This window comes from Streptomyces sp. NPDC029151 (assembly GCF_055564315.1).
Genome location: NZ_JBVHWQ010000012.1, coordinates 178490 through 204465 on the forward strand (window position 1 = coordinate 178490; position 25976 = coordinate 204465).

Below are 25976 nucleotides of genomic sequence, written 5' to 3' on the forward strand. Positions count from 1 at the left end.
CCGGACCCGGCTTGCACCTCACGTGACGTGAGGCCTCAGCGTGGAGGCGTACCGACGACAAGGAGCGGAAAGTGAGCTACTCCGTGGGACAGGTCGCGGGGTTCGCCGGAGTCACGGTGCGCACCCTGCACCACTACGACGAGATCGGGCTGCTCGTGCCGAGCGAGCGGACGTACGCCGGCCACCGGCGCTACGGCGACGCCGACCTCGACCGGCTCCAGCAGATCCTGTTCTACCGGGAGCTGGGCTTCCCGCTCGACGAGGTCGCGGTCCTGCTGGACGACCCGGACGCCGACCCGCGCACCCACCTGCGCCGTCAGCACGACCTGCTGACCGCCCGGATCGAGAAGCTGCAGAAGATGGCCGCGGCCGTGGAGCACGCCTTGGAGGCACGCACGATGGGCATCGACCTGACGCCGGAGGAGCGGTTCGAGGTCTTCGGGGACAAGGACCCCGAGCAGTACGCGGAGGAGGTTGAGCAGCGCTGGGGCGGCACCGAGGCGTACGCCGAGTCGCAGCGCCGCGCGGCGACCTACGGCAAGGAGGACTGGAAGCGCATCCAGGCCGAGTCCGACGACTGGGGCGCGCGGTACGCCGCCCTGCTCGCCGCCGGTGAGCAGCCGGCCGGCGAGGCGGCCATGGACCTGGCCGAGGAACACCGGCGGCACATCAGCCGGTGGTACTTCGAGGTGCCGTACGAGATGCACCGGTGCTTCGGGGAGATGTACGTCTCCGACGAGCGCTTCAAGGCGTTCTACGACTCCCTGCACCCCGGCCTCGCCGAACACCTGCGCGACGCGATCCTCGCCAACGCGGACCGGCGGGCGGCGTCCTGACGTCCTGGCGTCCTGGCCCGGGGCCCGTTCCCGGGCCAGGACACCGGTCGGCACCGCGCTGGAACCCGGGGCGGCCCCTCCACGTTGATAGTTTTGTACGGCGCCCCCCCGACGTTCAGCCGCCGTAGCCGCCTTCACCCCTCAGGAGCCCGGACCCGTGATGACACTCGCCCTCGGCCCGAGCTGGCTGGATCCCAACTATCTGCTCAGCACCTACAGCATCTGGGGTCTGCTGCTCATCGTCTTCGCCGAGTCCGGCCTGCTCATCGGCTTCTTCCTGCCGGGTGACTCGCTGCTGTTCACCTGCGGTCTGCTGATCACCTCCGGTGACCTGGACTTCCCGCTGTGGGGCGCGATCGCCCTGATCTGCCTCGCCGCGGTCCTCGGCGACCAGGCGGGCTACATGTTCGGCAAGAAGGTCGGCCCGTCCCTGTTCAACCGCCCGGACTCCCGGCTGTTCAAGCAGGAGAACGTCACCAAGGCGCACGAGTTCTTCGAGAAGTACGGCCCCAAGTCGCTGGTCCTGGCCCGCTTCGTGCCGATCGTGCGCACGTTCACGCCGATCATCGCGGGCGTCAGCGGCATGAAGTACCGCTCGTTCCTGGTCTTCAACGTCATCGGCGGCGTCCTGTGGGGCGCGGGCGTCACCCTGCTCGGCTCCTGGCTCGGCGACATCGGCTTCGTCAAGAAGAACATCGAGGCGATCCTCATCCTGATCGTCCTCGTCTCGGTGGTCCCGATCGCGATCGAGTTCCTGCGGGCCCGGGGCAAGGAGAAGAAGGCCGCGCAGAACCGGCCGCAGGCCCGGCCCGAGCCCCCGCGGCAGCCCGCCCGTCAGCAGCCCGCCCACCAGCAGCACCCGGTCATGGACGACGCCACGACCCGCCTGCGGCGCATCGAGCCGGAGCAGCCGTACCCCGCCGGGTACGACCAGCAGCAGTACCCCCAGGAGCAGCAGCAGTACCCGCAGGGGCAGCAGTACCCGCAAGGTCAGCAGTACCCGCAGGGGCAGCAGCAGTACCCGCACCACCCCCAGCATCAGCAGCAGTACTGGAACGAGGGTGGCTACGACAACCAGTACTACGACCAGCGGCAGCCCCACCAGCAGTACGACCAGGAGCCGTACCCGTACGACTACGGCCAGGGCGACCACCGCGCCCCGTAGGGCCGGCGCCTAGAACCCGCGCGTCCGCTTCGCCGCCCGGCGCTTCCCGGCGGAACCGACCCGGAGGAAGAGGCGGAAGACCTCCGAGCCCAGGTTGACCCCGATCGCGATGGCCATGGCCAGCGACGCCGCGTTCGCCAGGGACACCAGACCCTTGTCCACCTCGTTCTGCGCCATGCTCAGCAGCCCGAAATACGTCGCCGACCCGGGCAGCAGCGGTCCGATCGCAGCCGTCGTATAGGGCAGCGCCGACGCGAACCGGTACCGCGACAGCAGCTGCCCGAACAGCCCCACCAGCCCCGCCGCCGCGGCCGTGGACGCCACCGGCGAGATGTCGGCGACGTAGTGCATCGCGCCGTACACCGTCCACGCCACGCCCCCGTTGAGGGTCACCCAGAGCACGGTGGACCGTTCCTGCTGGAGCAGCACCGCGAACGTCATCGACAGCAGCATCGACGCGGCGATCTGCACCACGGGCCGCTCGTTGATGATGAGCGCCGCGTCCGGGTTCAGCTTGCCGCCGACCTTGACGCCGAAGTACAGGACGACCAGGACGCCGGTGACGATGCCGACGAAGAAGTACATGACCTCCAGCAGACGGGCGGAGGCGGTGATGTAGAAGCCCGTCAGCCCGTCCTGCACCCCGGCCACCAGCGCCCGTCCCGGCAGCAGCGCGAACAGTCCACCGGTGACGACGGCGGACGCCTTCACGTCGACGTGGGCCAGCGCGAACGCCACCCCGATCGCCGCGGGCGGCATCGCGGCCACCGTGAACTGGTAGAACTCCGGCAGCCCGCGCCCCGCGCACAGCCACGCCAGCCGGTCGCCGAGCATCGCGCCCACCGCGGCCGCCACGAAGACGATCAGGTCACCGCCGACCAGCACGGAGGCCGCACCCGCGAGCAGCCCGCTCGCCAGGCTCAGCGCCCAGCCGGGGTAGGGGTGCCGGTTGCGGCGGATCTCCGCGAGGCGCCGGTAGGCCTCCTCCAGCGAGACGTGGGTCTCCGGGTCGGTCAGGTCGTCCACCAGCCGGAAGACGGCCGCCAGCCGCGTGTAGTCGGTGCCCCGCCGCCGTACCGTCCGGGACGCCGTCACCGGGTCCTCCACCAGGGACGGCTGGTGCGAGATCGACAGCAGCGTGAAGGTGACGTTGGGCTCGCAGCGGTCCAGGCCGTAGGACCGGCACACCGCGAACATCGCGGCCTCCACGTCCTCCGCCCCCTCGCCGCCGGCCAGCAGCAGCTCCCCGATACGCAGGGTCAGGTCCAGCACGCGCGGGACGGCCGGGCCGTCCTCCTCCTCGCGCTGCACCGGCTCCGGCGCCGGCCGCTCGGTCACCGGCATGCGCAGCATCGTGCGCATCCGGTCCTGCCACGGCGCGTCCTTGACCAGGCTGACCAGCGGCACCCCGGTGGCCGGCGTGAACGCGGTCGGCGCCTCCTTCGCGCTGTAGGTGCGCGGCAGGCTGAACGCCGACCCCTCCGGCTCGGCACTCGGCGGCTGCGGCGTCTGCAGCCCCTCCGGTACGGCGAACTCGGACGTCGTCTCCGAGTCGTCGCCCCGGGGAACGTCGAGACCCCGGGGGATGGCGAACTCGGACGTGATCTCCGGGTCGTACCGCGCCTCGTCGGACCGTGGCTTGCGGTCCTCCGCCTCCGTCACCTCGCACCGCTCCCTGAACGACACCTTCCGTAGGCCTCAGTATGCGCATGGGTACGCAAACGGGCCGCGCCACCCCACACAGGGTGCCGCGGCCCGCGGAAGGCAAACCGGCCGGTCAGTGGCCGCCCTGGTCCTTGAAACGCTTGTAGGACCGCTCGATCTCGGCCTCGGCCTCGGTGCGACCGACCCAGTCGGCGCCCTCGACGGACTTGCCGGGCTCCAGGTCCTTGTACACCTCGAAGAAGTGCTGGATCTCCAGGCGGTCGAACTCCGACACGTGGTGGATGTCGCGCAGGTGCTCCACCCGCGGGTCGGTCGCCGGGACGCACAGCAGCTTGTCGTCGCCGCCGGCCTCGTCGGTCATCCGGAACATGCCGATCGCGCGGCAGCGGATGAGGCAGCCCGGGAAGGTCGGCTCGTCCAGGATGACCAGCGCGTCCAGCGGGTCGCCGTCCTCGCCGAGGGTGTTCTCGACGAAGCCGTAGTCGGTCGGGTAGGCGGTCGAGGTGAAGAGACGACGGTCCAGGCGGATCCGACCGGTCTCGTGGTCCACCTCGTACTTGTTCCGCGAACCCTTCGGAATCTCGATCGTGACGTCGAACTCCACCGGTGGCTCCTCCATGATCAACACATAGTTCTGGTGGTTAAGTGTCCCTCACGCAGGTGTGTGATCGCGAAAGGGGCTGGTGGTCGTGCCAGAGCTGAGGCCTTGGCGAGCCGCGAGACCGCAGTTGGGGCGGATCGCGAACGCCGTACGACCGCGTCTGGCGAGCGCCGTGACGGCCGCCGGACCGCGCCTCGCGCGGCTGGCGAGGGCCGTGCGCGTCGGGCCTGTGCACCTCCCCCGTCCGCGGACCGTCAGGACCTGGCAGTACACCGCGGGCGCCGCCACCGCCGGCCTGGCGCTGGCCGCCGGCGTGGTGACCGTGGCCGGTCCCTGGGACGCCAACGGTCAGCGTACGGCCGAGCGGGACCGCGCCGCCGCCCTGGAGCGAGCAGGTGGCGCAGATCACGGTCGCCCCGGTACGGCCGCGGGGGAGCCCCGGCCCGCGCCGAGCGCCGGACCCGTCCTGACCAGCCTGGGCGGCACCACGGGCGCCGTGGGCACCAAGAAGGCGCCCCCGCGCGCACAGGCCGTCTCGGACGCCCTGGGGCCCCTCCTCGACACCCCGGCGCTGGGCGACGCCCACGCGGTGGCCGTCGTCGACGTCCAGACCGGCGAACGGCTGTACGGCGCCGACGCCGGCCGGGCCCTCACCCCCGCCTCCACCACCAAGATCGCCACCGCGGTCGCCGCGCTGTCCGCGCTCGGCCCCGACCACCGCCTCACCACCCGCGCCGCCCTCGAACCCGACACCCGGGAACTCGTCCTGGTCGGCGGCGGCGACCCCACCCTCACCGCGCACCCCCGCGGCGACGGCTGGGCCGGCCTGCGCACGCTCGCGGCGGACACCGCGAAGGCGCTGGACAAGCGCGGCATCCACCGGATCACCCTGTCCTACGACACCACCCTCTTCACCGGCCCCGCCCTGCACCCCATCGGCGTCAACGACAACCTCGCCCCGGTCAGCGCCCTCACCGTCGACGAGGGCCGCACCGACGACTCCGCCGGGGGTCCGGTGCCCCGCGTGGCCGACCCGGCGGCGGACGCGGCGGCCAGGTTCGCGGGCTTCCTGAAGGACGCCGGCATCAGCACCACCCACCCCGGCCCGTCCAAGGCCAGCACGCGCGCGCAGACCCTCGCGAGCGTCTCCTCGCCCCCGCTGTCGGCGCTGGTCGAGCGGATGCTGACCAACAGCGACAACGACATCGCGGAGGCCCTCGCCCGCCACACGGCCCTGGCGAGCGGGCAGCCGGCCAGCTTCGACGGCGGCGCCGAGGCCATCGCCACCCAGCTGCGGGGGCTCGGCCTGCCGATGGCGGGCGCCGCCTTCCACGACGGCAGCGGCCTCGACCGGGACGACCGGCTCACGGCCGACCTCCTCACCGCGCTCCTGGTCAAGGCGGGCGACCCGCACCGCCCCGGCCTGCGGCCCGTCCTCACCGGACTGCCCGTGGCCGGTTTCACCGGCACCCTCAGCGCCCGCTACACCGACGGCGCCTCCGGACTCGTCCGCGCCAAGACCGGCACCCTGACCGGTGTGAACACCCTCGCCGGCACGGTCGTGGACCGGACCGGACACCTCCTGGCCTTCGCCTTCCTCGCCTCGAACACCCCGAACGCCACGGAAGCCCAGTCGGCCCTGGACAAGGCCGCGACGGCACTGACGGGGTAACCGGCGCCGGCGGACCGCACGGCCAGGCGGCCGAACCGCCGTACCACCCGCGGGCGGGCGATCGGCGGGCCGGGCGGGGCCGGGCACGGCCCGCGGGACCGGGCGGCCGGGGAGCGCCCTCCGGTCCCGCCGCCCCCGGACGGCTGCCCCAACCGGTGCCGCTCACGTACGGTTGACAGCATGACTGGCTTCGGCGGCACCGCATCTCCCGGGATGGTCGACTGGAACCTCGCGGTGGCAACCGCGACACGGCTCGTACGCCCCGGTCCCGACGTCAGCCGCGACGAGGCCAGGGCCGTCGTCGCGGAGCTGCGCCGGCACGCGAAGGCCTCGGAGGGACACGTCCGGGGCTTCACTCGTATGGGCACCGAGGAGACCCACGACACCCCCGTCCTCGTCGTCGACCGCCCCGGCTGGGTCCGGGCCAACGTCGCCGGCTTCCGGGAGATCCTCCGGCCGCTCCTGGAGAAGATGCAGGAACGGCGCGGCAACAACCCGGGCAGCGCCGTCCTCGGCGCCGTCGGCGGCAAGGTCACCGGCGTGGAACTCGGCATGCTCCTGTCATTCCTGTCCTCCCGCGTCCTCGGTCAGTACGAGACCTTCGCCCCCGCCACCCGCGACCTCCCGGCCGGCGAGAACGGCGGCGGCCGGCTGCTGCTGGTCGCGCCCAACATCGTCCACGTGGAGCGCGAACTCGACGTCGAGCCGCACGACTTCCGCCTCTGGGTGTGCCTGCACGAGGAGACCCACCGCACGCAGTTCACCGCCGTGCCCTGGCTGCGGGCCCACCTGGAGGGCGAAATCCAGTCGTTCTTGGCGGAGACCGACGTGGACCCGATGACGTTCCTGGAGCGCATCCGGGACGCCGCCCAGTCCCTCGCCGGCGGCCGTCCCGACGGCGAGGAGGAGGACGGCGGCCGCTCCCTCGTGGAGCTGGTGCAGACCCCCGCCCAGCGTGAGATCCTCGCCCGCCTGACGGCCGTGATGTCCTTGCTGGAGGGCCACGCCGACTACGTCATGGACGGCGTCGGGCCCAGCGTCGTACCGACCGTCGCGGAGATCCGCGAGAAGTTCCAGCAGCGCCGCGCGAAGGGCGCCTCCCGGCTCGATCTCGCCCTGCGCAAACTGCTGGGCCTGGACGCCAAGCTGAAGCAGTACCGGGACGGTGAACGCTTCGTGCGGGCCGTGGTCGACGAGGTCGGCGTGGACGGCTTCAACCGCGTGTGGACCTCGCCCAACACCCTGCCCACCAAGGCGGAGATCGCCAAACCGGCGGACTGGGTCGCGCGGGTGCACCGCAAGGCGGAGTCGTGAACGGCCCGGGGAGGTCGTGAAACGAATCCGGCCGACGGCAGGCGAACGCCCCTCCAATCACCCGTCCGAGGGACCGTGAGCCATGCGTAGGCGTGCAATGCTCGGGGAACGGCCCGCTTCTGTCACCATCGACGCACTCTGAGTGACCGTCTCGGGCTCACCCCCCGGAAAACTTCATGAAGGGAACCGGACATGGGTCCCCATCCTGCGGTCGCGGCGATACGCCTGGCGGTCCGCCGCGTCCTCCACGACATCCTCAACGACCAGACCTCCCGCGTGCGCCCGGGCCCGCAGCTCGTCGGCGCGCACCCGGACCGGACGCCCGAGCGGCCCCCCTCCCCGCTCGTCCTCGTCGCGTGCTCCGGCGGCGCCGACTCCATGGCCCTCGCCTCCGCCCTCGCCTTCGAGGCCCCCAAACTCGGCGTCCGGGCCGGCGGGATCACCGTCGACCACGGCCTCCAGCCCGGCTCCGACCTCCGCGCCGAGGAGGTCGTCCTGCGACTGCGCGGGCTCGGGCTCGACCCGGCCGAGTCCGTCGCCGTCACCGTCGGCCGCGAGGGAGGCCCCGAGGCCGCCGCCCGCGACGCACGCTACGCCGCCCTGGACGCCGCGGCCGAACGCCACGGCGCCGCCGCGATCCTGCTCGGCCACACCCGCGACGACCAGGCCGAGACCGTCCTGCTGGGCCTCGCCCGCGGCTCCGGCATCCGCTCCCTGTCCGGCATGGCCGCGGTCTCGGGGGCCGACGGCCGCTACCGGCGGCCCTTCCTGCAGCTCGACCGGCAGACCGCCCGCAAGGCCTGCATGGCCCAGTCGCTGCCCGTCTGGGACGACCCGCACAACGCCGACCCCGCCTACACCCGCTCCCGTCTCCGGCACGAGGGCCTGCCCGCCCTGGAGAAGGCCCTCGGCAAGGGCGTCGTGGAGGCGCTCGCCCGCACCGCCCAGCTCTCCCGCGACGACGCGGACGCCCTGGACGCCTGGGCCCGCCAGGCGGAGGCCTCGGTACGCGACGCCGCCGGCCTGCTGGAGTGCGCCAAGCTGTACGCCCTCCCGCCCGCCGTACGCCGCCGGATCCTGCGCCGCGCCGCCATCGAGGCCGGTGCTCCGGCCGGCGCGCTGTTCGCCCGCCACATCGAGGAGATCGACCGTCTGATCACCGGCTGGCGCGGCCAGGGAGCCATCAATCTCCCGGGCAGGGTCGTCGCCCAGCGGCAGGGTGGCAGACTGGTGATTCGGCAAGGCTGAATCCCGACCCTCCCGGAGCGACGCTCCGGCGGGCGGGGGCGGCCGGAGGCCGTGCGTGCGGCCGGAGCCGGTGGCCGCGCTCGCGGCCGTAAGTGCGGGACGACCGAAAGTGATGCGGGTGGACGCGAAAGACATGGGTGCCGACCTCCAGCAGGTGCTCATCACCAAGGAAGAGATCGACGCGAAGCTGGCCGAGCTGGCCGCGAAGATCGACGCGGAGTACGCGGGCAAGGACCTGCTGATCGTCGGCGTGCTCAAGGGCGCGGTGATGGTCATGGCGGACCTCGCGCGGGCGCTGTCCACCCCCGTCACCATGGACTGGATGGCCGTGTCCTCCTACGGCGCGGGCACCCAGTCCTCCGGGGTCGTCCGCATCCTCAAGGACCTCGACACCGACATCAAGGGCCGGCACGTCCTGATCGTCGAGGACATCATCGACTCCGGGCTGACCCTGTCCTGGCTGATCAACAACCTCGGTTCGCGCGAGCCCGCCTCCCTGAAGGTGTGCACGCTGCTGCGCAAGCCGGACGCCGCCAAGGTCGCCATCGACGTCGAGTGGGTCGGCTTCGACATCCCGAACGAGTTCGTCGTGGGCTACGGCCTCGACTACGCCGAGAAGTACCGCAACCTGCCGTTCGTCGGTACGCTCGCGCCCCACGTCTACGGCGGCTGAGCCACTCGGCGCAAGCGCGCCGGGATGATCGGGAACCCCAGCGGCTCCCGGGCCGTTGGAGCATGCAGAGACGGGATCCCCAGCCGCCGAAACGGCTCCGCGCGGCTTCGGGCAACAATGCTGGGGTACCGTCAGAAGAACTGTCTTATCAAACTCACTATGGCAGGAGGGACGGGGCGGCACCGCTCCGTATGGATGGACGTGAAGCGATACTTCCGTGGGCCGGTCATGTGGATCGTGCTGGCCGTCCTTGCCGTGGTCGTGTTGATGCAGGTCGTCGGCTCGTCCGGCGGCTACAAGACGGTGGACACCGGCCAGGTCGTGGCGGCGATCAACGACAACAAGGTCGAGTCGGCCAAGCTCACCACCGGTGACGAGCAGAGCATCAAGGTCACGCTCAAGGACGGCTACAAGGTCGAGGGCAGCTCCAAGATCCAGGCGAGCTACATCGGCGACCAGGGCGTGCAGCTGGCCGGGACGCTGCAGACCAAGTACCAGGAAAAGCAGATCACGGACGGCTACACGGTCTCGCCGTCCAAGCAGAACCCGTTCGTCGGCGTCCTGCTCTCCCTGCTGCCCTTCGTCCTGATCGTGGTCGTCTTCCTGTTCCTGATGAACCAGATGCAGGGCGGCGGCTCCCGGGTCATGAACTTCGGGAAGTCCAAGGCGAAGCTCATCACCAAGGACACCCCGAAGACGACGTTCTCCGACGTCGCCGGCTGTGACGAGGCCGTCGAGGAGCTCCAGGAGATCAAGGAGTTCCTGCAGGAGCCGGCCAAGTTCCAGGCCGTCGGCGCCAAGATCCCCAAGGGTGTGCTCCTCTACGGCCGCCCGGGTACCGGCAAGACCCTGCTCGCGCGCGCCGTCGCCGGCGAGGCGGGCGTCCCGTTCTACTCGATCTCCGGTTCGGACTTCGTGGAGATGTTCGTCGGTGTCGGTGCCTCCCGGGTCCGTGACCTGTTCGAGCAGGCCAAGGCGAACGCCCCGGCGATCGTCTTCGTCGACGAGATCGACGCGGTCGGCCGTCACCGCGGCGCCGGCCTCGGCGGCGGTCACGACGAGCGCGAGCAGACCCTGAACCAGCTGCTGGTCGAGATGGACGGCTTCGACGTCAAGGGCGGCGTCATCCTGATCGCCGCCACGAACCGCCCGGACATCCTGGACCCGGCGCTGCTGCGCCCCGGCCGCTTCGACCGGCAGATCGCGGTCGACCCGCCGGACCTGCAGGGCCGCATGGAGATCCTCAAGGTCCACCAGAAGGGCAAGCCGGTCGCGCCCGACGTCGACCTGTCCGCCGTGGCCCGCCGCACCCCGGGCATGACCGGTGCCGACCTCGCCAACGTGCTGAACGAGGCCGCTCTGCTCACCGCCCGCGGCGACCAGAAGCTGATCGACAACAAGGCGCTGGACGAGGCGATCGACCGCGTGGTCGCGGGCCCGCAGAAGCGGACCCGGATCATGTCGGACAAGGAGAAGAAGATCACCGCGTACCACGAGGGCGGTCACGCCCTGGTCGCGGCGGCCTCGCCGAACTCCGACCCGGTCCACAAGATCACGATCCTGTCCCGGGGCCGCGCCCTCGGCTACACGATGGTCCTGCCGGACGAGGACAAGTACTCGACCACCCGCAACGAGATGCTCGACCAGCTCGCCTACATGCTGGGCGGCCGGGCGGCCGAGGAACTGGTCTTCCACGACCCGACCACCGGTGCCGCGAACGACATCGAGAAGGCCACCAACCTGGCCCGCGCGATGGTCACGCAGTACGGCATGACCGAGCGTCTCGGCGCGATCAAGTTCGGCGGCGACAACAGCGAGCCCTTCCTCGGCCGTGAGATGGCTCACCAGCGCGACTACTCCGAGGAGGTCGCCGCGCTGGTGGACGAGGAGGTCAAGAAGCTGATCGAGACCGCGCACAACGAGGCCTGGGAGATCCTGGTCGAGAACCGCGACGTGCTCGACAACCTCGTCCTGGAGCTGCTGGAGAAGGAGACGCTGGGCAAGGAGGAGATCGCCGAGATCTTCGCCCCGATCGTCAAGCGTCCGCCGCGGCCCGCCTGGACGGGTTCCTCCCGCCGCACCCCGTCCACCCGCCCGCCGGTGCTCTCCCCGAAGGAGCTGGCACTGACCAACGGTGCGAACGGCGCGACGGCGTCGATCAGCACGGCCAAGTCCACGGCGTCGGAGTCCGCCCCGGTGACGGAGCAGACCCCGGAGGACCGTCCGGAGAGCTGACCGGCCGGTCGCGCGCAGAGCGGTTCCGGCCGCCAGGGCCGGAATGAATGCCGCGTCCCCCAGGTTCTAGCCTGGAGGGCGCGGCATTTCGCATGTCCGCAGACGGAACGCGAGGAAGACGCGCGTGCAAGGCACAGGAACGAGGGACCAGATGACCGACCCGGTGACGCTGGACGGCGAGGGACGCATCGGCGAGTTCGACGAGAAGCGCGCCGAGAACGCCGTGCGGGAGCTGCTGATCGCCGTCGGTGAGGACCCGGATCGCGAGGGGCTGCGGGAGACCCCGGCCCGGGTCGCGAGGGCCTACAAGGAGATCTTCGCCGGCCTGTGGCAGAAGCCGCAGGACGTCCTGACGACGACCTTCGACCTCGGGCACGACGAGATGGTCCTCGTGAAGGACATCGAGGTGTACTCGACCTGTGAGCACCACCTGGTGCCGTTCCGGGGTGTCGCCCACGTCGGCTACATCCCGTCCGAGACCGGCAAGATCACCGGCCTGTCCAAGCTGGCCCGCCTGGTCGACGTCTACGCCCGCCGGCCGCAGGTGCAGGAGCGGATGACCACGCAGATCGCGGACTCCCTGATGGAGATCCTGGAGCCGCGCGGTGTCATCGTCGTCGTCGAGTGCGAGCACATGTGCATGTCCATGCGCGGCATCCGCAAGCCGGGCGCGAAGACCATAACCTCGGCCGTGCGCGGTCAGCTGCGGGACGCGGCGACGCGCAACGAGGCGATGAGCCTCATCATGGCGCGCTGACGGCGCGACGGAACGGACGGCGCCGCAGCGCGCCGCGGGACGGTGCCGGCGGTCAGGCCGCCGGCTCCGCCCCGGGGGTGTTCTGGTCGTCGTCCTCGGGAAGCTTGCAGACCCGTTCCAGGAACACGGCGGCCACTATCACGCCGACACCGGCGAGTACCGAGAAGCCGGCGTAGATCGCCTGGTCGCGGCGGGCCGGGATGTCCAGCTGCTCCAGCAGGAAGACGCCCGCGCCGCCGTACATCCCGGCGACGAGGGCGGCCACCAGGGCGCTGGCGTGGCCGAAGACGACCGCCCGGGCGGCCATCAGCGGGTCGACGCCCTTGGCGCCGGGCCGGCGCTCGCGCTGGGCCCTGAGACGGGCGCGCAGCGAGAGCGCCGTCGAGAGCAGGACCACCGCGATCAGCGCGAGGACGATGGGGGCGGCCACGGGGACGCTGGGAAGGGTCCCGACCGAGTTCCAGAGGCGGGCGCCCGCCCAGGACAGGACGCCTGCCACGACGAACACGCCCGCCAGCACCCTGATGCGCAGCTCTCTCACGGTGTCCCTTCAGTTCCCCCGGACCGTCCCGGACGGTGGTCGTCCTGGTCTTTGCCGTCTCGACGTCCTGACCGTCTCGACGCGACCCGTCTTGACCTTAACGACTACTCGGGCAGCCGGAGTTCCAGGTCGGCGCGCGGCGCCACACCCTCGCGGGTGACGGCGGCCAGCAGCTCGGCCACCGTGCCCCGGCCGGGGAGCTGCGCCCCGGGGTCGACGTCGTGCCAGGGCGCGAGCACGAAGGCGCGCTCGTGGGCGCGCGGGTGGGGGAGGGTGAGCCCGGGGTCGTCGGAGGTGACGCCGGCGTAGGCGACGATGTCGACGTCCAGCGTGCGCGGACCCCAGCGCTCGTCCCGGACGCGGTGGAAGGCCTCTTCGACGGCGTGCGCCCGCTCCAGCAGGGAGGAGGGGGGCAGGGTGGTCTTGAGGACCACGACCGCGTTGAAGTACGACGGCTGGCTGCCGGGCTCGACGCCCCACGGCTCGGTCTCGTACACCGGGGAGACGGCCTTCACCCGGACGCCCGGGGTGTCCTCCAGGGCGTCCACGGCCCCCTGGAGGGTCTCCAGGCGGTTGCCGAGGTTGGAGCCGATGGAGATCACGGCCCACTGGGGGTTGCTCAGCGTCGTGTCGGCGGCGTCCACCTTCTCGACGACCGAGGCGGGCACCGGCTGGACGGTCGGGTCGCTGTGACCCTGGCGGAAAGGTCGGGTCATGCTCGGCTCCGGGTGATGGTGACGGTCACGTCGTCGAACGGGACGGTGATCGGCGCGTCCGGCTTGTGGACGCAGACCTCGACCTCCTGCACCCCGTCGTGCTTCAGACAGGTCCGGGCGATCCGCTCGGCGAGGGTCTCGATGAGGTCCACCGGGTCACCCTCGACCACGGCCACGACCTCCTCGGCCACGATGCCGTAGTGCACGGTCTTCGCCAGGTCGTCGTCGGCCGCGGCCGGCCGGGTGTCCAGGCCGAGGACGAGGTCCACGATGAACGTCTGGCCCTCCTCGCGCTCCTTGGGGAACACACCGTGGTGCCCGCGGGCCTTGAGGCCGCGCAGCGCGACACGATCCACGCGAATCACTCCTGCAATCGTCGGGAACGACCGGCCGGTACCGCGTGCGGGCGGCACGCCGGTCTCAGACGAATCTACCTGCGAGCCCCGGCAAAGCCGGGCCGCGGGGGCTCCGGCACCGGCACCCGCCCGGAGGGTTCACCGCGCGTTTCCCCCGGGGAACCCGGCCGTGTCACGGACTGGTAGCCGCTCCTACCCCGCGGTAGGTGATTCGAACCACTCCCGGCTCAGGCGAGCGGGCCGCCGTCCGGATCCACGCCGTTCACGTGCTGGTCGTCATCGTCGTCGTCGCCGGTCTCGGCCAGCACCGGGGAGGCGTGGTGCGACCAGAGCTTCCAGCCGGAGGGGGTGCGCCGGAACACGTTCGTGGCGACGACGAGCTGCCCGACCAGCGGCCCCAGCTCCGCGCCCTCCTCCGGGGCGGGGCCGCCGCTGAGGATGTTCTCGGTGCAGGTCACGAGCGCGGTGTCACCGGTGACGGAGACGTGCACATCGGTCAGGAAGAACTGGATGTAGTCGGTGTTGGCCATGATCAGGGCGTACGACCTGAGGACCTCGCCGCGGCCGGTGAGCACCGGCCAGCCGGGGTGGACGCACGAGACCACGCCGCTGTCCGCGGGGTCGTGGTAGGTCTCGTCCACGCCCAGGTCGGCGGGGGTCAGCCAGAGGGAGGAGACCTCCTCGAAGTCGCCGCGTTCGAGCGCCTCGTAGAAGGCGGTGTTGGCGGACTCCACCTGCTCGACGTCGGTGTGGGGGGCGCTCACCGGTCTCCGTCCGCCCCGCGCACGGCTGCGGCTTCCGGCGCCGCTCCGCTCGCACGCGCCCCCGGTTCGCGGGCGCCCGCCTCGCGCGCCCCGTCCTCGGCCGTTCCGGCCTCGCGTGCCTCCTCCACGGCCCGCGCCACCCGGACCGCGTCCGCGGTGGCGCGTACCTCGTGCACGCGCACCGCCCACGCGCCGGCGTGCGCCGCGAGGGCGGAGACGGCGGCCGTGGCCGCGTCGCGCTCCCGGGCGGGCGGGGGAGCGCCCCCGGGGCCGGCCAGGACCCGGCCGAGGAACCGCTTGCGCGAGGCAGCGACCAGCAGGGGGTGGCCGAGGGCGTGCAGGCGGTCGAGGTGGGCGAGGAGCGCGAGATCGTGCCCGGCCTCCTTGGAGAAGCCGAGGCCCGGGTCGACGACGATGCGTTCCGGGGCGATGCCGCCGGCCCGTACGGCCTCCACGCGCGCGTGCAGTTCGTCCACGACCTCCCCGACGACGTCCTCGTACACGCCCTTCACGTTGCCGCCCTGGAGGAAGCCGCGCCAGTGCATGACGACGAACGGGGCGTCCGCGGCGGCGACCACCGGGATCATCGCGGGGTCGGCGAGGCCGCCGCTGACGTCGTTGACGAGGGCGGCACCGGCCGCGAGGGCCTGTTCGGCGACGGAGGCGCGCATGGTGTCGACCGACACGACGACTCCCTCGGAGGCGAGGCCGCGCACCACGGGGACGACCCGCCGCAGCTCCTCCGCCTCGTCCACGCGCGTGGCGCCGGGCCGGGTGGACTCGCCGCCGACGTCGACCAGGTCCGCGCCCTCGGCGACGAGATCCAGGCCGTGTTTGACGGCGACGGTCGTGTCGAACCAGCGGCCGCCGTCGGAGAAGGAGTCCGGGGTCACGTTGACGACCCCCATGACCGCGCACCGGTCCCATACCGGAAGGCCGGCGACTCGGCCGCGCCCGCTGAGGTTGTTCATACGTTCAGCGTAGGCCCCGCGGGGTCCCCGGAACGCGCCGCGGCCCGGGCGGAAGCCCCCGGTGCTGGAGGGGGAGGGGGCTTCCACCCGGGCCGGTCCCGGGGGCGTACCGCTCGGCGCGGGACGGCTCACGCTGCTCAGGCCGCTCTGACGTCCCGCTCGGCCACACCGTGGGCGCAGGGGCGCTGGGCGGACGGCCGGCGCCGGCGCAGGAAGCGCGGCAGCGGCAGGGCGAGGTTGACGAAGCCCTCCGCCTGCATCGCGGCGATGCCGATGCGGGGCAGGTCGGCGGAGGCCCGGTAGACCACGAACCGCGGCTCCCAGCGGGGCTGGAACTTGGCGTTAAACTTGTACAGCGACTCGATCTGGAACCAGCGCGAGAGGAACACCAGCAGCCCGCGCCAGGCGCGCAGCACCGGACCGGCGCCGATCTTCTCCCCGCGCGCGAGGGCGGAGCGGAACATCGCGAAGTTCAGCGACACGCGCGTGATGCCGAACTTCGGCGCGGCCTGCAGGGCGGCGACGATCAGCAGCTCGTTCATGCCCGGGTCGGCGCTGCGGTCACGGCGCATCAGGTCCAGCGAGGCGCCGTCCTTGCCCCAGGGCACGAAATGGAGGATCGCCTTCAGGTCGCCGTACTCGCCCGGCGCGTCGTCCGCCTTGTGAGCGGTGGCGATCAGGCAGTCACCGTCGGAGGGGTCGCCGACGCGGCCGAGCGCCATGGAGAAGCCGCGCTCGGTGTCCGTGCCGCGCCAGTCCTCCGCCGCCCGGCGGATCCGCTCCAGCTCGGCGTCGCCGAGGTCACGGACACGCCGTACCCGGGTCTCGTAGCCGGCCCGCTCGATGCGCTTGACCATCTGGCGCACGTTGCGCATCGCGCGTCCGGCGAGCGAGAAATCCGCCACGTCGACCACCGCCTCGTCGCCCAGCTCCAGGGCGTCCAGGCCGGTCTCGCGGGTCCACACCTCACCGCCCGTCTCCGAGCAGCCCATGACCGCGGGCGTCCAGGAGTGGGCCCGGGCCTCGTCCATGAAGCGCTCGATGGCACCGGGCCAGGCCTCGACGTCGCCGATGGGGTCGCCGCTGGCGAGCATCACGCCGGACACGACCCGGTAGGTGACGGCGGCCTTGCCGCTCGGCGAGAACACGACCGCTTTGTCGCGGCGCAGCGCGAAGTGGCCGAGCGAGTCGCGCCGGCCGTGCTTCTCCAGCAGCGCCCGCAGCTTCACCTCGTCCTCCTCGGTGAGGTGCGCGGCCGGGTGCTCGGGGCGGAAGGCCAGGTAGATGGTGGTGACCGCGGTGATCCAGCCGAGGGCGCCGAGGGAGAAGGCGACCGTCCAGGAGGTGTTGCCCTGGTAGTCGACCGGGCCCTCGAAGCCGAACAGACCGTAGATGACGTGCGTCAGCCGGTCGGCCAGACTCGGGTCGCCGATCGTCCGGTTCGGGTGGACGCTGACGATGACCAGGCCGAGGGCGAGCGAACCGGCGCTCATGAGCACGAAGTTGGCGAGCGCCCGCCACCTGCTGCGCGGGTCGGGCAGCGCCGCGAACTGGTCCCGGTGGCGCAGCAGCGGCACCAGCAGCGCGACCGCGATGAGCACGCCGACGAGCGAGTGCCGGTACGCGAACTGCGCCGCCGCGCCCGCCGGGAGCAGCGCGACCGCGGCCCGCCAGGCCCGGCGCTTGCGCCGCTTGAGCCCGTGCGCGAGCAGCAGCAACAGCACGCCCGCGCTGAGCGAGAGCGCCGCCGCGAACGGGCCGAAGGAGCCCGGCAGCACCTCGGCGATGGCGTGCATACGGCTGTGCCGGAAGCGCGGGAAGACACCGGCGGCGATGTCCAGGAGGCCCACGAGCGCGGCCGCCGTGCCGACCCAGACGGGGACGGCCTCGGGGCGCGGGCCGCGCAGTATGCGCCGCGACCGGCTTGATCGGCTCGGAACCCCGTCCGACATTTCCCCATCTATCCTGACAGACATCGCATCCCGTAGTTCTGCGAGAGACCTTGGACCCGGGCCCGAGCGGGCGTCCGGCGACATTGCGCCCTCTAGGACGGTGTCACGGGGAGAGAGGTTCACTCCCCACCGGAAAGTCGGGTCAAAGGCCAAGGAAAGCCCCGGGCAAGTCCACGCGACGAAGCGTGGCCGCGGACGGGCGGAAAGCGCAGGCAGGAAGCAGCCATGGGTCTCACGAGCAACAAAGTGCTGGTGCTGGCGATACTGATCGCCCTCGTGCTGTTCATCGGCACGGTGTGGCTGTGGCCGCGCCTGGCGCGCACGAGCTGGCGGGCCGTCACCGGACGGATCGGCGTGCTGCTGTTCACCCAGGTGGCGCTCTTCGCCTGTGTCGGGCTCGCCGCGAACCAGGCGTTCGGCTTCTACGCCAGCTGGGCCGACCTGTTCGGCAAGGAGACCGACCAGGGCGTGGTCATCGACCACTCGGCCCACGGCAGCTCCGGCGGCCCGCTCCAGGTGGTCTCCACCTCCGACGTGCCGGGCGTGAGGGCCTCGCGGCCGGAGACGGGCGGGCAGGTCCAGAAGGTCGACATCGTGGGCCGTACGACCCGCATGGTCACCCCGGCGTACGTGTACCTGCCGCCGGAGTACTTCCAGCCGCAGTACCGGACCCGGACGTTCCCGGTGTCGGTCGTGCTGACCGGCTACCCGGGCACCGCGCGGTCGCTGGTGGACAAGCTGAACTACCCGAGCACGGCGCAGCGGCTGGCCAAGGACGGGCGGATGCAGCCGATGATCCTGGTGATGATGCGCCCGACCGTGGCGCCGCCACGGGACACCGAGTGCGTGGACGTGCCGGGCGGGCCGCAGGCGGAAACGTTTTTTGCCAAAGATCTGCCGGAGGCCGTCCTCAGCCACTACCGGGCCGGCAAGCGGCCGGGCAGCTGGGGTGTGATCGGCGACTCCACGGGCGGCTACTGCGCGCTCAAGCTCGCCATGCACCACCCCAACGTGTACACCGCCGGCGCGGGCCTCTCGCCGTACTACAAGGCGCCGATCGACCCCACCACCGGTGACCTCTTCCACGGCGACAAGAAGCTGCGGAACCGTTCCGACCTGTTCTGGCTGCTGCAGCACGAGGAGGCGCCGGACACCTCGCTGCTCGTCACCAGCAGCAAGGTCGGCGAACACAACTACACGTCCACCATGAAGTTCATCGAGCAGGTGCAGGCCACGAACCTGACCCGGATCTCCTCGATCATCCTGGAGAGCGGCGGTCACAACTTCAACACCTGGCGGCGCGAGATCCCGCCCACCCTGCAGTGGGTCAGCGGCCGGCTCTCCGACCGCTGAGCCGGCGGCGCCCTGACACCCCGTGACGCCTTCGGGATGGCTGTGTTTTTACGGGGCGGGCGCCCATGATTCGCCTACGCGCGGTAAGTTTCTGGCCATGCCACGTGGACGCCACCGCCATTCCCCGCCTCTGCACCGGCTGTTGCCCCCCTCGGCGATCGCCGGGGTCTCCGTCGTCTGCGCGCTGGGTCCCTGGGTGTTCTCCGAGGCCACCGTGTTGCGCGCGCTGGCCGCGGCGGCCGCCGCGACGGCGGTCGTCGGCGCGGTCGTGATGCGCCGCTGGGACGCGCAGGCGGGCAAGCAGGTCGCCGAACTCACGCGCGCGCGTGCGGGCGACGAGTGGCGGCACGAGGAACGGGTCGCCGAACTGGAGACCGACCTGGAGGAGTCCCGCGAACTGCGCGCCAAGCTGGAGCAGCGGCTGCGCGCCAAGCGGGCGGAGCTGGCCGGCCTGCGCAACGAGCACGCGGCCCTGCTGCGCCGGTACGCCACCGCGGAGACCGAGCGCGCGAGCGCCCTGGAGGGGCGGCGGCTGCTGGAGATCGAGACGTCGGTGCCCGCGTTGCCGCCCGCGCGGAGTGCGGAACCGCCGGCGCCCGGGACGCCGGCGGAGCCCGCCACCGAGGAGCGGCCGGCGGTGTTCTCCCCCGAGGGCGCCCGGCTGTACGGGCTGGCGCTGAGGGCTCTGGCCCGGTTCGGCGGGGGGACTGCGGGCGAGGCCGAGGCCGAGAGCGAGGCGGAGGTGCAGGCCGAGGCCGCCGGGGCGGAGGCTCACTCCGGGGCCGGGCGTGTCGACTCGGGAGCGGCTGAGCCCGTGGCGGCCTCCGAGGACGCCGAGGGCGTCACGGACACCGAGGGCGCGGTGGCGGTCGCGGCTCAGCGGCCGGAGGCACCGGGCGGGCCGGAGGCATCGGGCCGTTCTGAGGCGTCCGAGCCGTCGGAGGCGTCCGAGCCGGAGGGTGCGGAGAGCGCCGCCGCCGGGAGCGAGGCGGTCGCCAAAGGAGAGGGCGCCACGGCAGCCGTGACGGACGGCGCGGACGCCTCCCCGGCGGTCGAGGCCGCCCAGCCCGCGGGGCAGCCGCCCGCCGGGCACTTCACGGTGCCGACCGCGGTGGCCGTCGTACCGGCGGCGCCCGCGCGGCGCCCGGTGGTCGAGGGCGGGTTCGACTTCTTCGGCACCCAGAAGGGCGCGCCGAAGGCCACGCTGGACTCGGTGCAGAACGAGGACCTCGCCGACGTGGTCGGCCCGGAGGCGCTCGCCGTGCACAAGGCCGAGTCGGAGTCCGGGTTCAAGCCGGCCGACGCGCGGTCCCAGGAGGTCGGCCAGGTCATCGACCTGACGGCACACGACGAGACCGAGCAGATCGACGTCCACCGCCTGCGCACCGCGGCATCCTGATCGGCCGCAGCCGCCATCACGGACACCGGGCCCGGTCTCCCCGAGAGGGAGCCGGGCCGGTGGCGTCTCCGACGGGCGGATGCCGGTCAGCCGGTGGTCATCCAGCGGTCGGGCAGGGCGCGCCGGCGGCCTGTGCGAGAGCGCTCCGCCTGGTCGGTCAGGAACCGGGCGGCGTCCTGGGCGTCCCGCAGCCGGGCCGTCACCGTCTTGTCGGCCCCGGTGTCCACATGGACGTCGGCGAGGCCCCAGCGGCGCCGCCAGGGCCCCTGGGTGAGCCGTACGCTCTGCACCTTCGCGTGCGGGACGAGCGAGAGCCGGCGGCACAGCAGACCGCTCCGGGCGGCGAACACGGTGCCGGTCACCGCCAGCCGGTGCCCGCGCCACCACACCGGCACGCACCACCGTGCCCGGCGCGGCACCCGCGACAGTTCCCGGGGCACGGTCACGCCGGGCAGCACGCGCGCGACGACCTCCTCGGCGACCGCGCGCGGGGCGACCGGTACCAGCACCGAGTTCTTGGAGCCCGCGACGTCCAGTTCCACCCGCACCCAGCCGCGCCCGCGCCACAGCAGCGGCTCCACGATCCGTACGGTCTGCACCCGCCCGGGCGGCACCGTCTCGTGCGTACGGTCGAGCAGCCCGTGGTCGATGCGCAGCCCGTCCGGGGACTCGCTCACCGTCCAGTCGAACTCGGTGACGAACCGCCCCGCACTGCTCGCGCCGGCCGTGCCGAGCAGGGGCACGGCGCTCGCGACGACCGTCCACAGGTTGCCGGTGGCCAGCCACAGCACGGTCGGGACGACCAGCGCGGCGCACAGCGAACCCCAGGTGGCGCCCGTCAGCACCAGGGAGCGCGCCAGCTCGCGCGGCGGCACGCGCAGCAGTGCCCGTGCCGGCGCCTCTCCGACCTCGCGCGCCGTCTCGGGCGCGAAACCCGCCGCGCGCGCGAGCAGCTCCGCGCGCAGGTCACGCGCCTCCCGCTCGCCCAGGAACGCCAGCTCGTCCTTGTCGTCGGCCCCTACGACGTCGATCCGCAGCTTCGCCACGCCCGCCACGCGCGCGAGGAGCGGACGGGAGACGTCCACGGCCTGGATCCGCTCCAGCCGGATGTGCGCGGTCCGCCGGAACAGCAGCCCGGTCCGTATGCGCAGCTCCGTGCCGGTGACGGCGTAGTGCGTGAACCACCAGGACAGGAAGCCGTAGAGACCGGCCGCCGGCACCAGGACCGCGACCCCCAGCAGGAGCATGGTGCCGGTCAGCCGGGTCAGCTGCTCCTGGGCGCCGTTCGGGTCGTGCACCGCCCAGCCGGCCAGCACGGCGAGCGGCGCCCACGCCCGCCGGAAGGGCGTGACCGGGTGCAGGCGGCGCTCGGTGACGGGCGGGCGCTCCGGTATGCCGTCGTCGGTGTGCCCGGGGGTCGTCACAGGCCCGCCGATCGTGCCTCGCCCAGCTCGGTCAGCCGGTCGCGCAGACGTTCCGCCTCGGCCGGGTCCAGGCCGGGGACGGTCGCGTCGGTCGCGGCGGCGGCCGTGTGCAGCTGCACGGTGGCCAGCCCGAAGCGCCGCGCCAACGGCCCGGAGGTCACCTCCACCAGCTGCATCCGCCCGTACGGCACCACCGTCTCCTCACGCCACAGCACACCGCGGCTGATCAGCAGGTCGTCCGCGCGCTCGGCGTACCGCCAGGACCGCCAGTTGCGCTCCAGCAGCCGCCAGCCCCAGGCGGCGAAGGCCGGCGGCAGCAGCGCGCAGGCCGCCCACGCGGGCCCCGCGAAAAGCCCCGGCAGCACGCCCGCGGCGACCGCGAGCACCCCCGCCCACACCACCAGCAGCAGCCGGCGCACCCTCAGCAGCCCCGGCTCCAGCCCGCGCCACACCGGCTGCCGCGCCGGCGCCCCGGCCCCTGCCGGGCCGCCCGTTCCGCTCCCCGTTTCCATGAGGCCAGCGTACGTAGGGGAAACTGGGGCCATGACTCCTACGACGGAGACCACGGTCGGCATCGGCGGCGCGGCGGAGAGCACCGACATGGTGCTCAACATCGGGCCCCAGCATCCGTCCACGCACGGCGTGCTGCGGCTCAGGCTCGTGCTGGACGGAGAGCGCATCGTGCGCGCGGAGCCGGTGATCGGCTACATGCACCGCGGCGCCGAGAAGCTCTTCGAGGCCCGCGACTACCGGCAGATCATCGTGCTCGCCAACCGCCACGACTGGCTGTCGGCGTTCTCCAACGAGCTGGGCGTGGTCCTCGCCGTGGAGCGGATGCTCGGCATGGAGGTCCCCGAGCGGGCGGTGTGGACGCGCACCCTGCTCGCCGAGCTGAACCGGGTGCTGAACCACCTGATGTTCCTCGGCTCCTACCCGCTGGAGCTGGGCGGGATCACGCCGGTGTTCTACGCGTTCCGCGAGCGCGAGGTGCTGCAGAACGTCATGGAGGAGGTCTCCGGCGGCCGCATGCACTACATGTTCAACCGTGTCGGCGGCCTCAAGGAGGACCTGCCGGCCGGCTGGACCGCACGCGCGCGTGCCGCCGTCGCCGACGTGCGTTCGCGCATGGACGTCTTCGACGACCTCGTCCTCGGCAACGAGATCTTCCGGGGGCGTACCCGGAACGTGGGCGTGCTGGCACCGGAGGCCGTGCACGCGTACGGCGTGAGCGGGCCCATCGCGCGTGGTTCGGGCGTCGACTTCGACCTGCGCCGCGACGAGCCGTACCTGGCCTACGGCGAGCTGCAGGACACGCTGAAGGTCGAGACCCGGAGCGAGGGCGACTGCCTCGCCCGCTTCGAGGTGCTGCTGGCGCAGACCCACAACGCGCTGGACCTCGCCGACGCCTGCCTGGACCGGATCGCCGAGCTGCCGCCCGGGCCGATCAACCAGCGGCTGCCGAAGGTGCTGAAGGCGCCCGAGGGACACACGTACGCGTGGACCGAGAACCCGCTCGGGATCAACGGCTACTACCTGGTCAGCAAGGGCGAGAAGACCCCGTACCGGCTGAAGCTGCGCTCCGCCTCCTACAACAACATCCAGGCGCTCACCGAGCTCCTTCCGGGGACGCTGGTGGCGGACATGGTGGCGATCCTGGGGTCGATGTTCTTCGTGGTCGGAGACATCGACAAGTAGGCGGCGGGGGCCTGGGGGCCGTGGTTCACCGGTCCTGCGGGGCGGGCGGGTCCTCTGCCCCCAGGGGGTCCGTGACGCCCACCGGCTGGAGCAGCCAGCCGAAGTCGCCGAGACCGCCCGGAGCCGTCAGCTCGGCGGCCTCGCCCGCGCCGGCCAGGGCGCGGACGTAGGCGGCCGGGTCCGTCGAGGCCAGCGCCAGCGGGGGGCGTACGCCGGTGAGACCCAGGGCGCGCAGAGCGGCGCGTTGCGTGAGCAGGCGCGCGGCCGGAAGCGTGCGCGCTGTTGCGTGGGACCCATGCGCCGTGATCGGGGGCGCGTGCGCCGGGTCTCGGGGCGCGTGAGAGGGACCGTGCGCCGGACTGGGCGGCGCGTACGCCGTGTCGCGCGGCGCCTCGCAGGAAGCGCGCGCCGTGTCGGGCGCCGTGCACGCCGTGTCGGACGGCTCCCGGGTGGGAGCGCGACCCGTTCCGTACGACGTGCGCGCCGTGCCCGAGGGTGCCCGGCCCGTGCCGGGCGCCGCGGCGCACGCGTCGAGGGCGACGTGGGCCGTGATGTCGCACGACCCGTCCGGCACGGGTGCCGTCTCGCGACCCTCCCGGAACCCGGTGAGGGTGCCGAACGGCGGGCGGGTGTCCACGGTGTGGGCGTAGTCCACGGCCACCGCGAGCCCCCGCGCCACCCGGTCCACGGCCGCCGCCCAGGCCCGGTCCCGGGGCAGCCCGACCTCGGCCCGCAGCCCCTCCTCGGGCGGCAGCGGCCACCAGCGAGCGAGCCAGTCGGCCGCCGGGCCCGTCACGGGCTCCCCGAGCCGCTCGGAGCCGTCCTCCGCCACGAGCACCAGCCGGGGCACGCCCGCGGAGTCCACCTCCACGACGTCCACCGGGACGTTGTCCAGCCACTCGTTGGCGAACAGCAGCCCGGTGACCGCGTCCGGAAGGTCGCTGCGCCAGGTGATCCGGTCGTCCAGGCCGGCCGGGCGGCCCGCGATCTCCACGGCGTACACGCGCGCGCGTGCCGCCACGTCGGCCGGCAGCGCGGCGAGCACCCCGCCGGCCAGCTCTCCCCGTCCGGCGCCCATGTCGACGAAGTCCAGCACCGGGGGCCGGCCGAGCGCCGCGTCGACCCGGCACAGCAGCCGCGCCACGGCCCGGGCGAACAGCGCGGAGGCGTGCACGGACGTCCGGAAGTGACCGGCCGGGCCCTCCGGGCGCCGGTAGAACCCGCCGGGGCCGTACAGGGCCGCCTCGGCCGCCGCGCGCCAGCCGCGCCGGCCGGGATTCCCGGGCCCACCCTCCACCGTCGTCTCATCCGTCACCGGACCAGACTAGGCACACCGATGATCACGGTATCCACCTTGGGGAGTACGCGCGCCGAGCGCGGATCGGCCCAACGGTTGACCCATGCACGCATCCGGTTTCCCTACTCTGGGTTACGTGCAGCGCCTTTATGACTTCCTCCGCCGCCACCCGGCCTGGGTCGACGCCTTCTGGGCCGTCGCCCTGCTCGGGGTGTCCGCGGTGAGCGTGGTCAACCTCGACGGGGCCCCCGGCCACCACGGGACGGTCCCCCAGGGCATGGCGGTGTCCGTGGCCCTGTCCGCCGTCGTGGCGCTGCGCCGCCGCTTCCCGGAGCCGATGCTGCTGGTCGCGCTCGTGATCGGACTGGCCCAGCTGGTCCTGGACGTCGAGACGACCGTCGCCGACTTCGCCATGCTCGTGATCACCTACACGGTCGCGGCGGTCGGCGCCCGCTGGGCCTCCCGGCTCGCCCTCGTCGTCAGCCTCTGCGCGGCGACCGTGGCGCAGATGCGCTGGCCGGAGGAGCAGGCCAGCTTCCCCGGGCAGATCGCGATAGCGGTGTTCCAGACGGTGCCCTTCGCCCTCGCCTGGGTGCTGGGCGACTCCATGCGCACCCGGCGCGCCTACTTCGCCCAGCTGGAGGAGCGCGCGGCCCGCCTGGAGAAGGAGCGCGAGGCGCAGTCGAAGGTCGCGGTCGCCGCCGAGCGCGCCCGGATCGCACGCGAGCTGCACGACGTCGTCGCGCACAACGTGTCGGTGATGGTGGTGCAGGCCGACGGCGCCGCCTACGTTATGGACGCCGCGCCCGACCAGGCGAAGAAGGCCCTGGAGACGATCTCCTCCACCGGCCGCCAGGCGCTGGCCGAGATGCGCCGCCTGCTGGGCGTGCTGCGCACCGGTGAGCACCAGGAGAGCGGGGAGTACGTCCCGCAGCCCGACGTCGAGCAGATCGACGACCTCGTCGAGCAGTGCCGCAGCTCCGGCCTGCCGGTCGACTTCAAGGTCGAGGGCACCCCGCGCCCGCTGCCCAGCGGCGTGGAGCTGACCGCGTACCGGATCGTGCAGGAGGCGCTCACCAACACGCGCAAGCACGGCGGGCCGAACGCGGGTGCGAGCGTGCGCCTGGTCTACTTCGACGACGGGCTCGGCCTGCTGGTCGAGGACGACGGCAAGGGCGCCCCGCACGAGCTGTACGAGGAGGGCGGCGCCGACGGACAGGGCCACGGCCTCATCGGCATGCGCGAACGTGTCGGCATGGTCGGCGGCACCCTGGACGCCGGCCCGCGCCCCGGCGGAGGATTCCGCATCAGCGCCCTGCTGCCGCTCAAACCGGCGCACTGA

General features: G+C 72.7%; 23 protein-coding genes. 12 read left to right on the top strand and 11 right to left on the bottom strand.

All coding sequences use genetic code 11. From position 1 onward, the window contains the following. Window positions 1–71: 71 nt before the first annotated feature. Window positions 72–836 carry a MerR family transcriptional regulator gene (locus ACZ4VF_RS33825; RefSeq protein WP_467930804.1) on the top strand — a complete coding sequence of 255 codons (765 nt, stop codon included), beginning with the start codon at window positions 72–74 and terminating at the stop codon, window positions 834–836. Window positions 837–996: 160 nt separating this feature from the next. Further along, entirely contained in the window at window positions 997–2001 is a 1005-nt protein-coding gene (locus tag ACZ4VF_RS33830; protein ID WP_467930884.1) for a DedA family protein, read from the top strand. Between the two features lie 9 nt (window positions 2002–2010). On the opposite strand, the gene ACZ4VF_RS33835 is transcribed toward ACZ4VF_RS33830, so the two are convergent. Together ACZ4VF_RS33835 and ACZ4VF_RS33840 are read right to left on the bottom strand one after the other, a co-directional pair. Beyond that, window positions 2011–3663 (bottom strand): threonine/serine exporter family protein, encoded by a 1653-nt coding sequence (locus tag ACZ4VF_RS33835; protein WP_467930805.1) that lies wholly within the window; start codon window positions 3661–3663, stop codon window positions 2011–2013. Window positions 3664–3778: 115 nt separating this feature from the next. Then, complete coding sequence (locus tag ACZ4VF_RS33840) at window positions 3779–4270, bottom strand: inorganic diphosphatase (protein ID WP_208036714.1); 492 nt, start codon at window positions 4268–4270, stop codon at window positions 3779–3781. Window positions 4271–4394: 124 nt separating this feature from the next. Between ACZ4VF_RS33840 and dacB the strand changes: the two genes are divergently transcribed. The 6 genes from dacB (at window position 4395) to folE (ending at window position 12166) form a co-directional block, all read left to right on the top strand. Beyond that, a complete protein-coding gene (gene dacB, locus ACZ4VF_RS33845; RefSeq protein ID WP_467930886.1) occupies window positions 4395–5939 on the top strand; it encodes a D-alanyl-D-alanine carboxypeptidase/D-alanyl-D-alanine endopeptidase in 1545 nt (514 codons plus the stop codon). 213 nt (window positions 5940–6152) lie between these two features. Continuing rightward, complete coding sequence (locus ACZ4VF_RS33850; protein WP_467930887.1) at window positions 6153–7253, top strand: zinc-dependent metalloprotease; 1101 nt, start codon at window positions 6153–6155, stop codon at window positions 7251–7253. Window positions 7254–7445: 192 nt separating this feature from the next. Then, window positions 7446–8501 carry a tRNA lysidine(34) synthetase TilS gene (tilS, locus tag ACZ4VF_RS33855; RefSeq protein ID WP_467930806.1) on the top strand — a complete coding sequence of 352 codons (1056 nt, stop codon included), beginning with the start codon at window positions 7446–7448 and terminating at the stop codon, window positions 8499–8501. Window positions 8502–8613: 112 nt separating this feature from the next. Then, complete coding sequence (gene hpt, locus ACZ4VF_RS33860; RefSeq protein ID WP_030342680.1) at window positions 8614–9174, top strand: hypoxanthine phosphoribosyltransferase; 561 nt, start codon at window positions 8614–8616, stop codon at window positions 9172–9174. 195 nt (window positions 9175–9369) lie between these two features. Beyond that, window positions 9370–11409, top strand: a complete 2040-nt coding sequence (ftsH, locus tag ACZ4VF_RS33865; protein WP_467930888.1) for an ATP-dependent zinc metalloprotease FtsH — start codon at window positions 9370–9372, stop codon at window positions 11407–11409. Between the two features lie 151 nt (window positions 11410–11560). Then, window positions 11561–12166 carry a GTP cyclohydrolase I FolE gene (gene folE, locus ACZ4VF_RS33870; RefSeq protein WP_467930808.1) on the top strand — a complete coding sequence of 202 codons (606 nt, stop codon included), beginning with the start codon at window positions 11561–11563 and terminating at the stop codon, window positions 12164–12166. Window positions 12167–12218: 52 nt separating this feature from the next. Here folE and ACZ4VF_RS33875 read toward each other — a convergent pair whose 3' ends face one another. From ACZ4VF_RS33875 to ACZ4VF_RS33900, 6 genes are all read right to left on the bottom strand, one after another. Next, window positions 12219–12707, bottom strand: a complete 489-nt coding sequence (locus ACZ4VF_RS33875) for a DUF3180 domain-containing protein (protein WP_467930809.1) — start codon at window positions 12705–12707, stop codon at window positions 12219–12221. Between the two features lie 104 nt (window positions 12708–12811). Continuing rightward, the gene (folK, locus tag ACZ4VF_RS33880) at window positions 12812–13423 is read right to left on the bottom strand and encodes a 2-amino-4-hydroxy-6-hydroxymethyldihydropteridine diphosphokinase (RefSeq protein WP_467930811.1); all 612 of its coding nucleotides are present in this window, start codon (window positions 13421–13423) and stop codon (window positions 12812–12814) included. Then, window positions 13420–13779, bottom strand: a complete 360-nt coding sequence (gene folB / locus ACZ4VF_RS33885) for a dihydroneopterin aldolase (protein WP_467930812.1) — start codon at window positions 13777–13779, stop codon at window positions 13420–13422. The genes folK and folB overlap by 4 nt, the downstream gene beginning before the upstream one ends. A gap of 227 nt (window positions 13780–14006) precedes the next feature. Beyond that, entirely contained in the window at window positions 14007–14543 is a 537-nt protein-coding gene (locus ACZ4VF_RS33890; RefSeq protein WP_467930814.1) for a nuclear transport factor 2 family protein, read from the bottom strand. Next, complete coding sequence (gene folP, locus ACZ4VF_RS33895; RefSeq protein WP_467930815.1) at window positions 14540–15514, bottom strand: dihydropteroate synthase; 975 nt, start codon at window positions 15512–15514, stop codon at window positions 14540–14542. Before folP ends, ACZ4VF_RS33890 begins: the two co-directional genes overlap by 4 nt. 137 nt (window positions 15515–15651) lie before the next feature. Continuing rightward, window positions 15652–17466: a phosphatidylglycerol lysyltransferase domain-containing protein gene (locus tag ACZ4VF_RS33900; RefSeq protein WP_467930816.1), complete on the bottom strand. Its 1815-nt coding sequence runs from the start codon at window positions 17464–17466 to the stop codon at window positions 15652–15654. Between the two features lie 225 nt (window positions 17467–17691). Here ACZ4VF_RS33900 and ACZ4VF_RS33905 point away from each other — a divergent pair, with 225 nt between their 5' ends. Then, entirely contained in the window at window positions 17692–18819 is a 1128-nt protein-coding gene (locus ACZ4VF_RS33905; protein WP_467930818.1) for an alpha/beta hydrolase, read from the top strand. Between the two features lie 97 nt (window positions 18820–18916). After that, complete coding sequence (locus tag ACZ4VF_RS33910) at window positions 18917–20218, top strand: hypothetical protein (RefSeq protein WP_467930820.1); 1302 nt, start codon at window positions 18917–18919, stop codon at window positions 20216–20218. Between the two features lie 86 nt (window positions 20219–20304). On the opposite strand, the gene ACZ4VF_RS33915 is transcribed toward ACZ4VF_RS33910, so the two are convergent. Together ACZ4VF_RS33915 and ACZ4VF_RS33920 are read right to left on the bottom strand one after the other, a co-directional pair. Beyond that, on the bottom strand, window positions 20305–21642 hold the full coding sequence (locus ACZ4VF_RS33915) for a PH domain-containing protein (RefSeq protein ID WP_467930821.1): 1338 nt from the start codon (window positions 21640–21642) through the stop codon (window positions 20305–20307). Continuing rightward, the gene (locus tag ACZ4VF_RS33920) at window positions 21639–22154 is read right to left on the bottom strand and encodes a PH domain-containing protein (protein ID WP_467930822.1); all 516 of its coding nucleotides are present in this window, start codon (window positions 22152–22154) and stop codon (window positions 21639–21641) included. Before ACZ4VF_RS33920 ends, ACZ4VF_RS33915 begins: the two co-directional genes overlap by 4 nt. 31 nt (window positions 22155–22185) lie before the next feature. Between ACZ4VF_RS33920 and ACZ4VF_RS33925 the strand changes: the two genes are divergently transcribed. Then, window positions 22186–23337, top strand: a complete 1152-nt coding sequence (locus tag ACZ4VF_RS33925) for an NADH-quinone oxidoreductase subunit D (RefSeq protein ID WP_467930824.1) — start codon at window positions 22186–22188, stop codon at window positions 23335–23337. Between the two features lie 25 nt (window positions 23338–23362). Here the strand turns inward: ACZ4VF_RS33925 and ACZ4VF_RS33930 are convergent, their stop codons facing one another. Then, window positions 23363–24652, bottom strand: a complete 1290-nt coding sequence (locus ACZ4VF_RS33930) for an SAM-dependent methyltransferase (protein WP_467930825.1) — start codon at window positions 24650–24652, stop codon at window positions 23363–23365. A gap of 118 nt (window positions 24653–24770) precedes the next feature. On the opposite strand from ACZ4VF_RS33930, the gene ACZ4VF_RS33935 reads away from it, so the two are divergent. Continuing rightward, the gene (locus tag ACZ4VF_RS33935; RefSeq protein ID WP_467930826.1) at window positions 24771–25976 is read left to right on the top strand and encodes a sensor histidine kinase; all 1206 of its coding nucleotides are present in this window, start codon (window positions 24771–24773) and stop codon (window positions 25974–25976) included.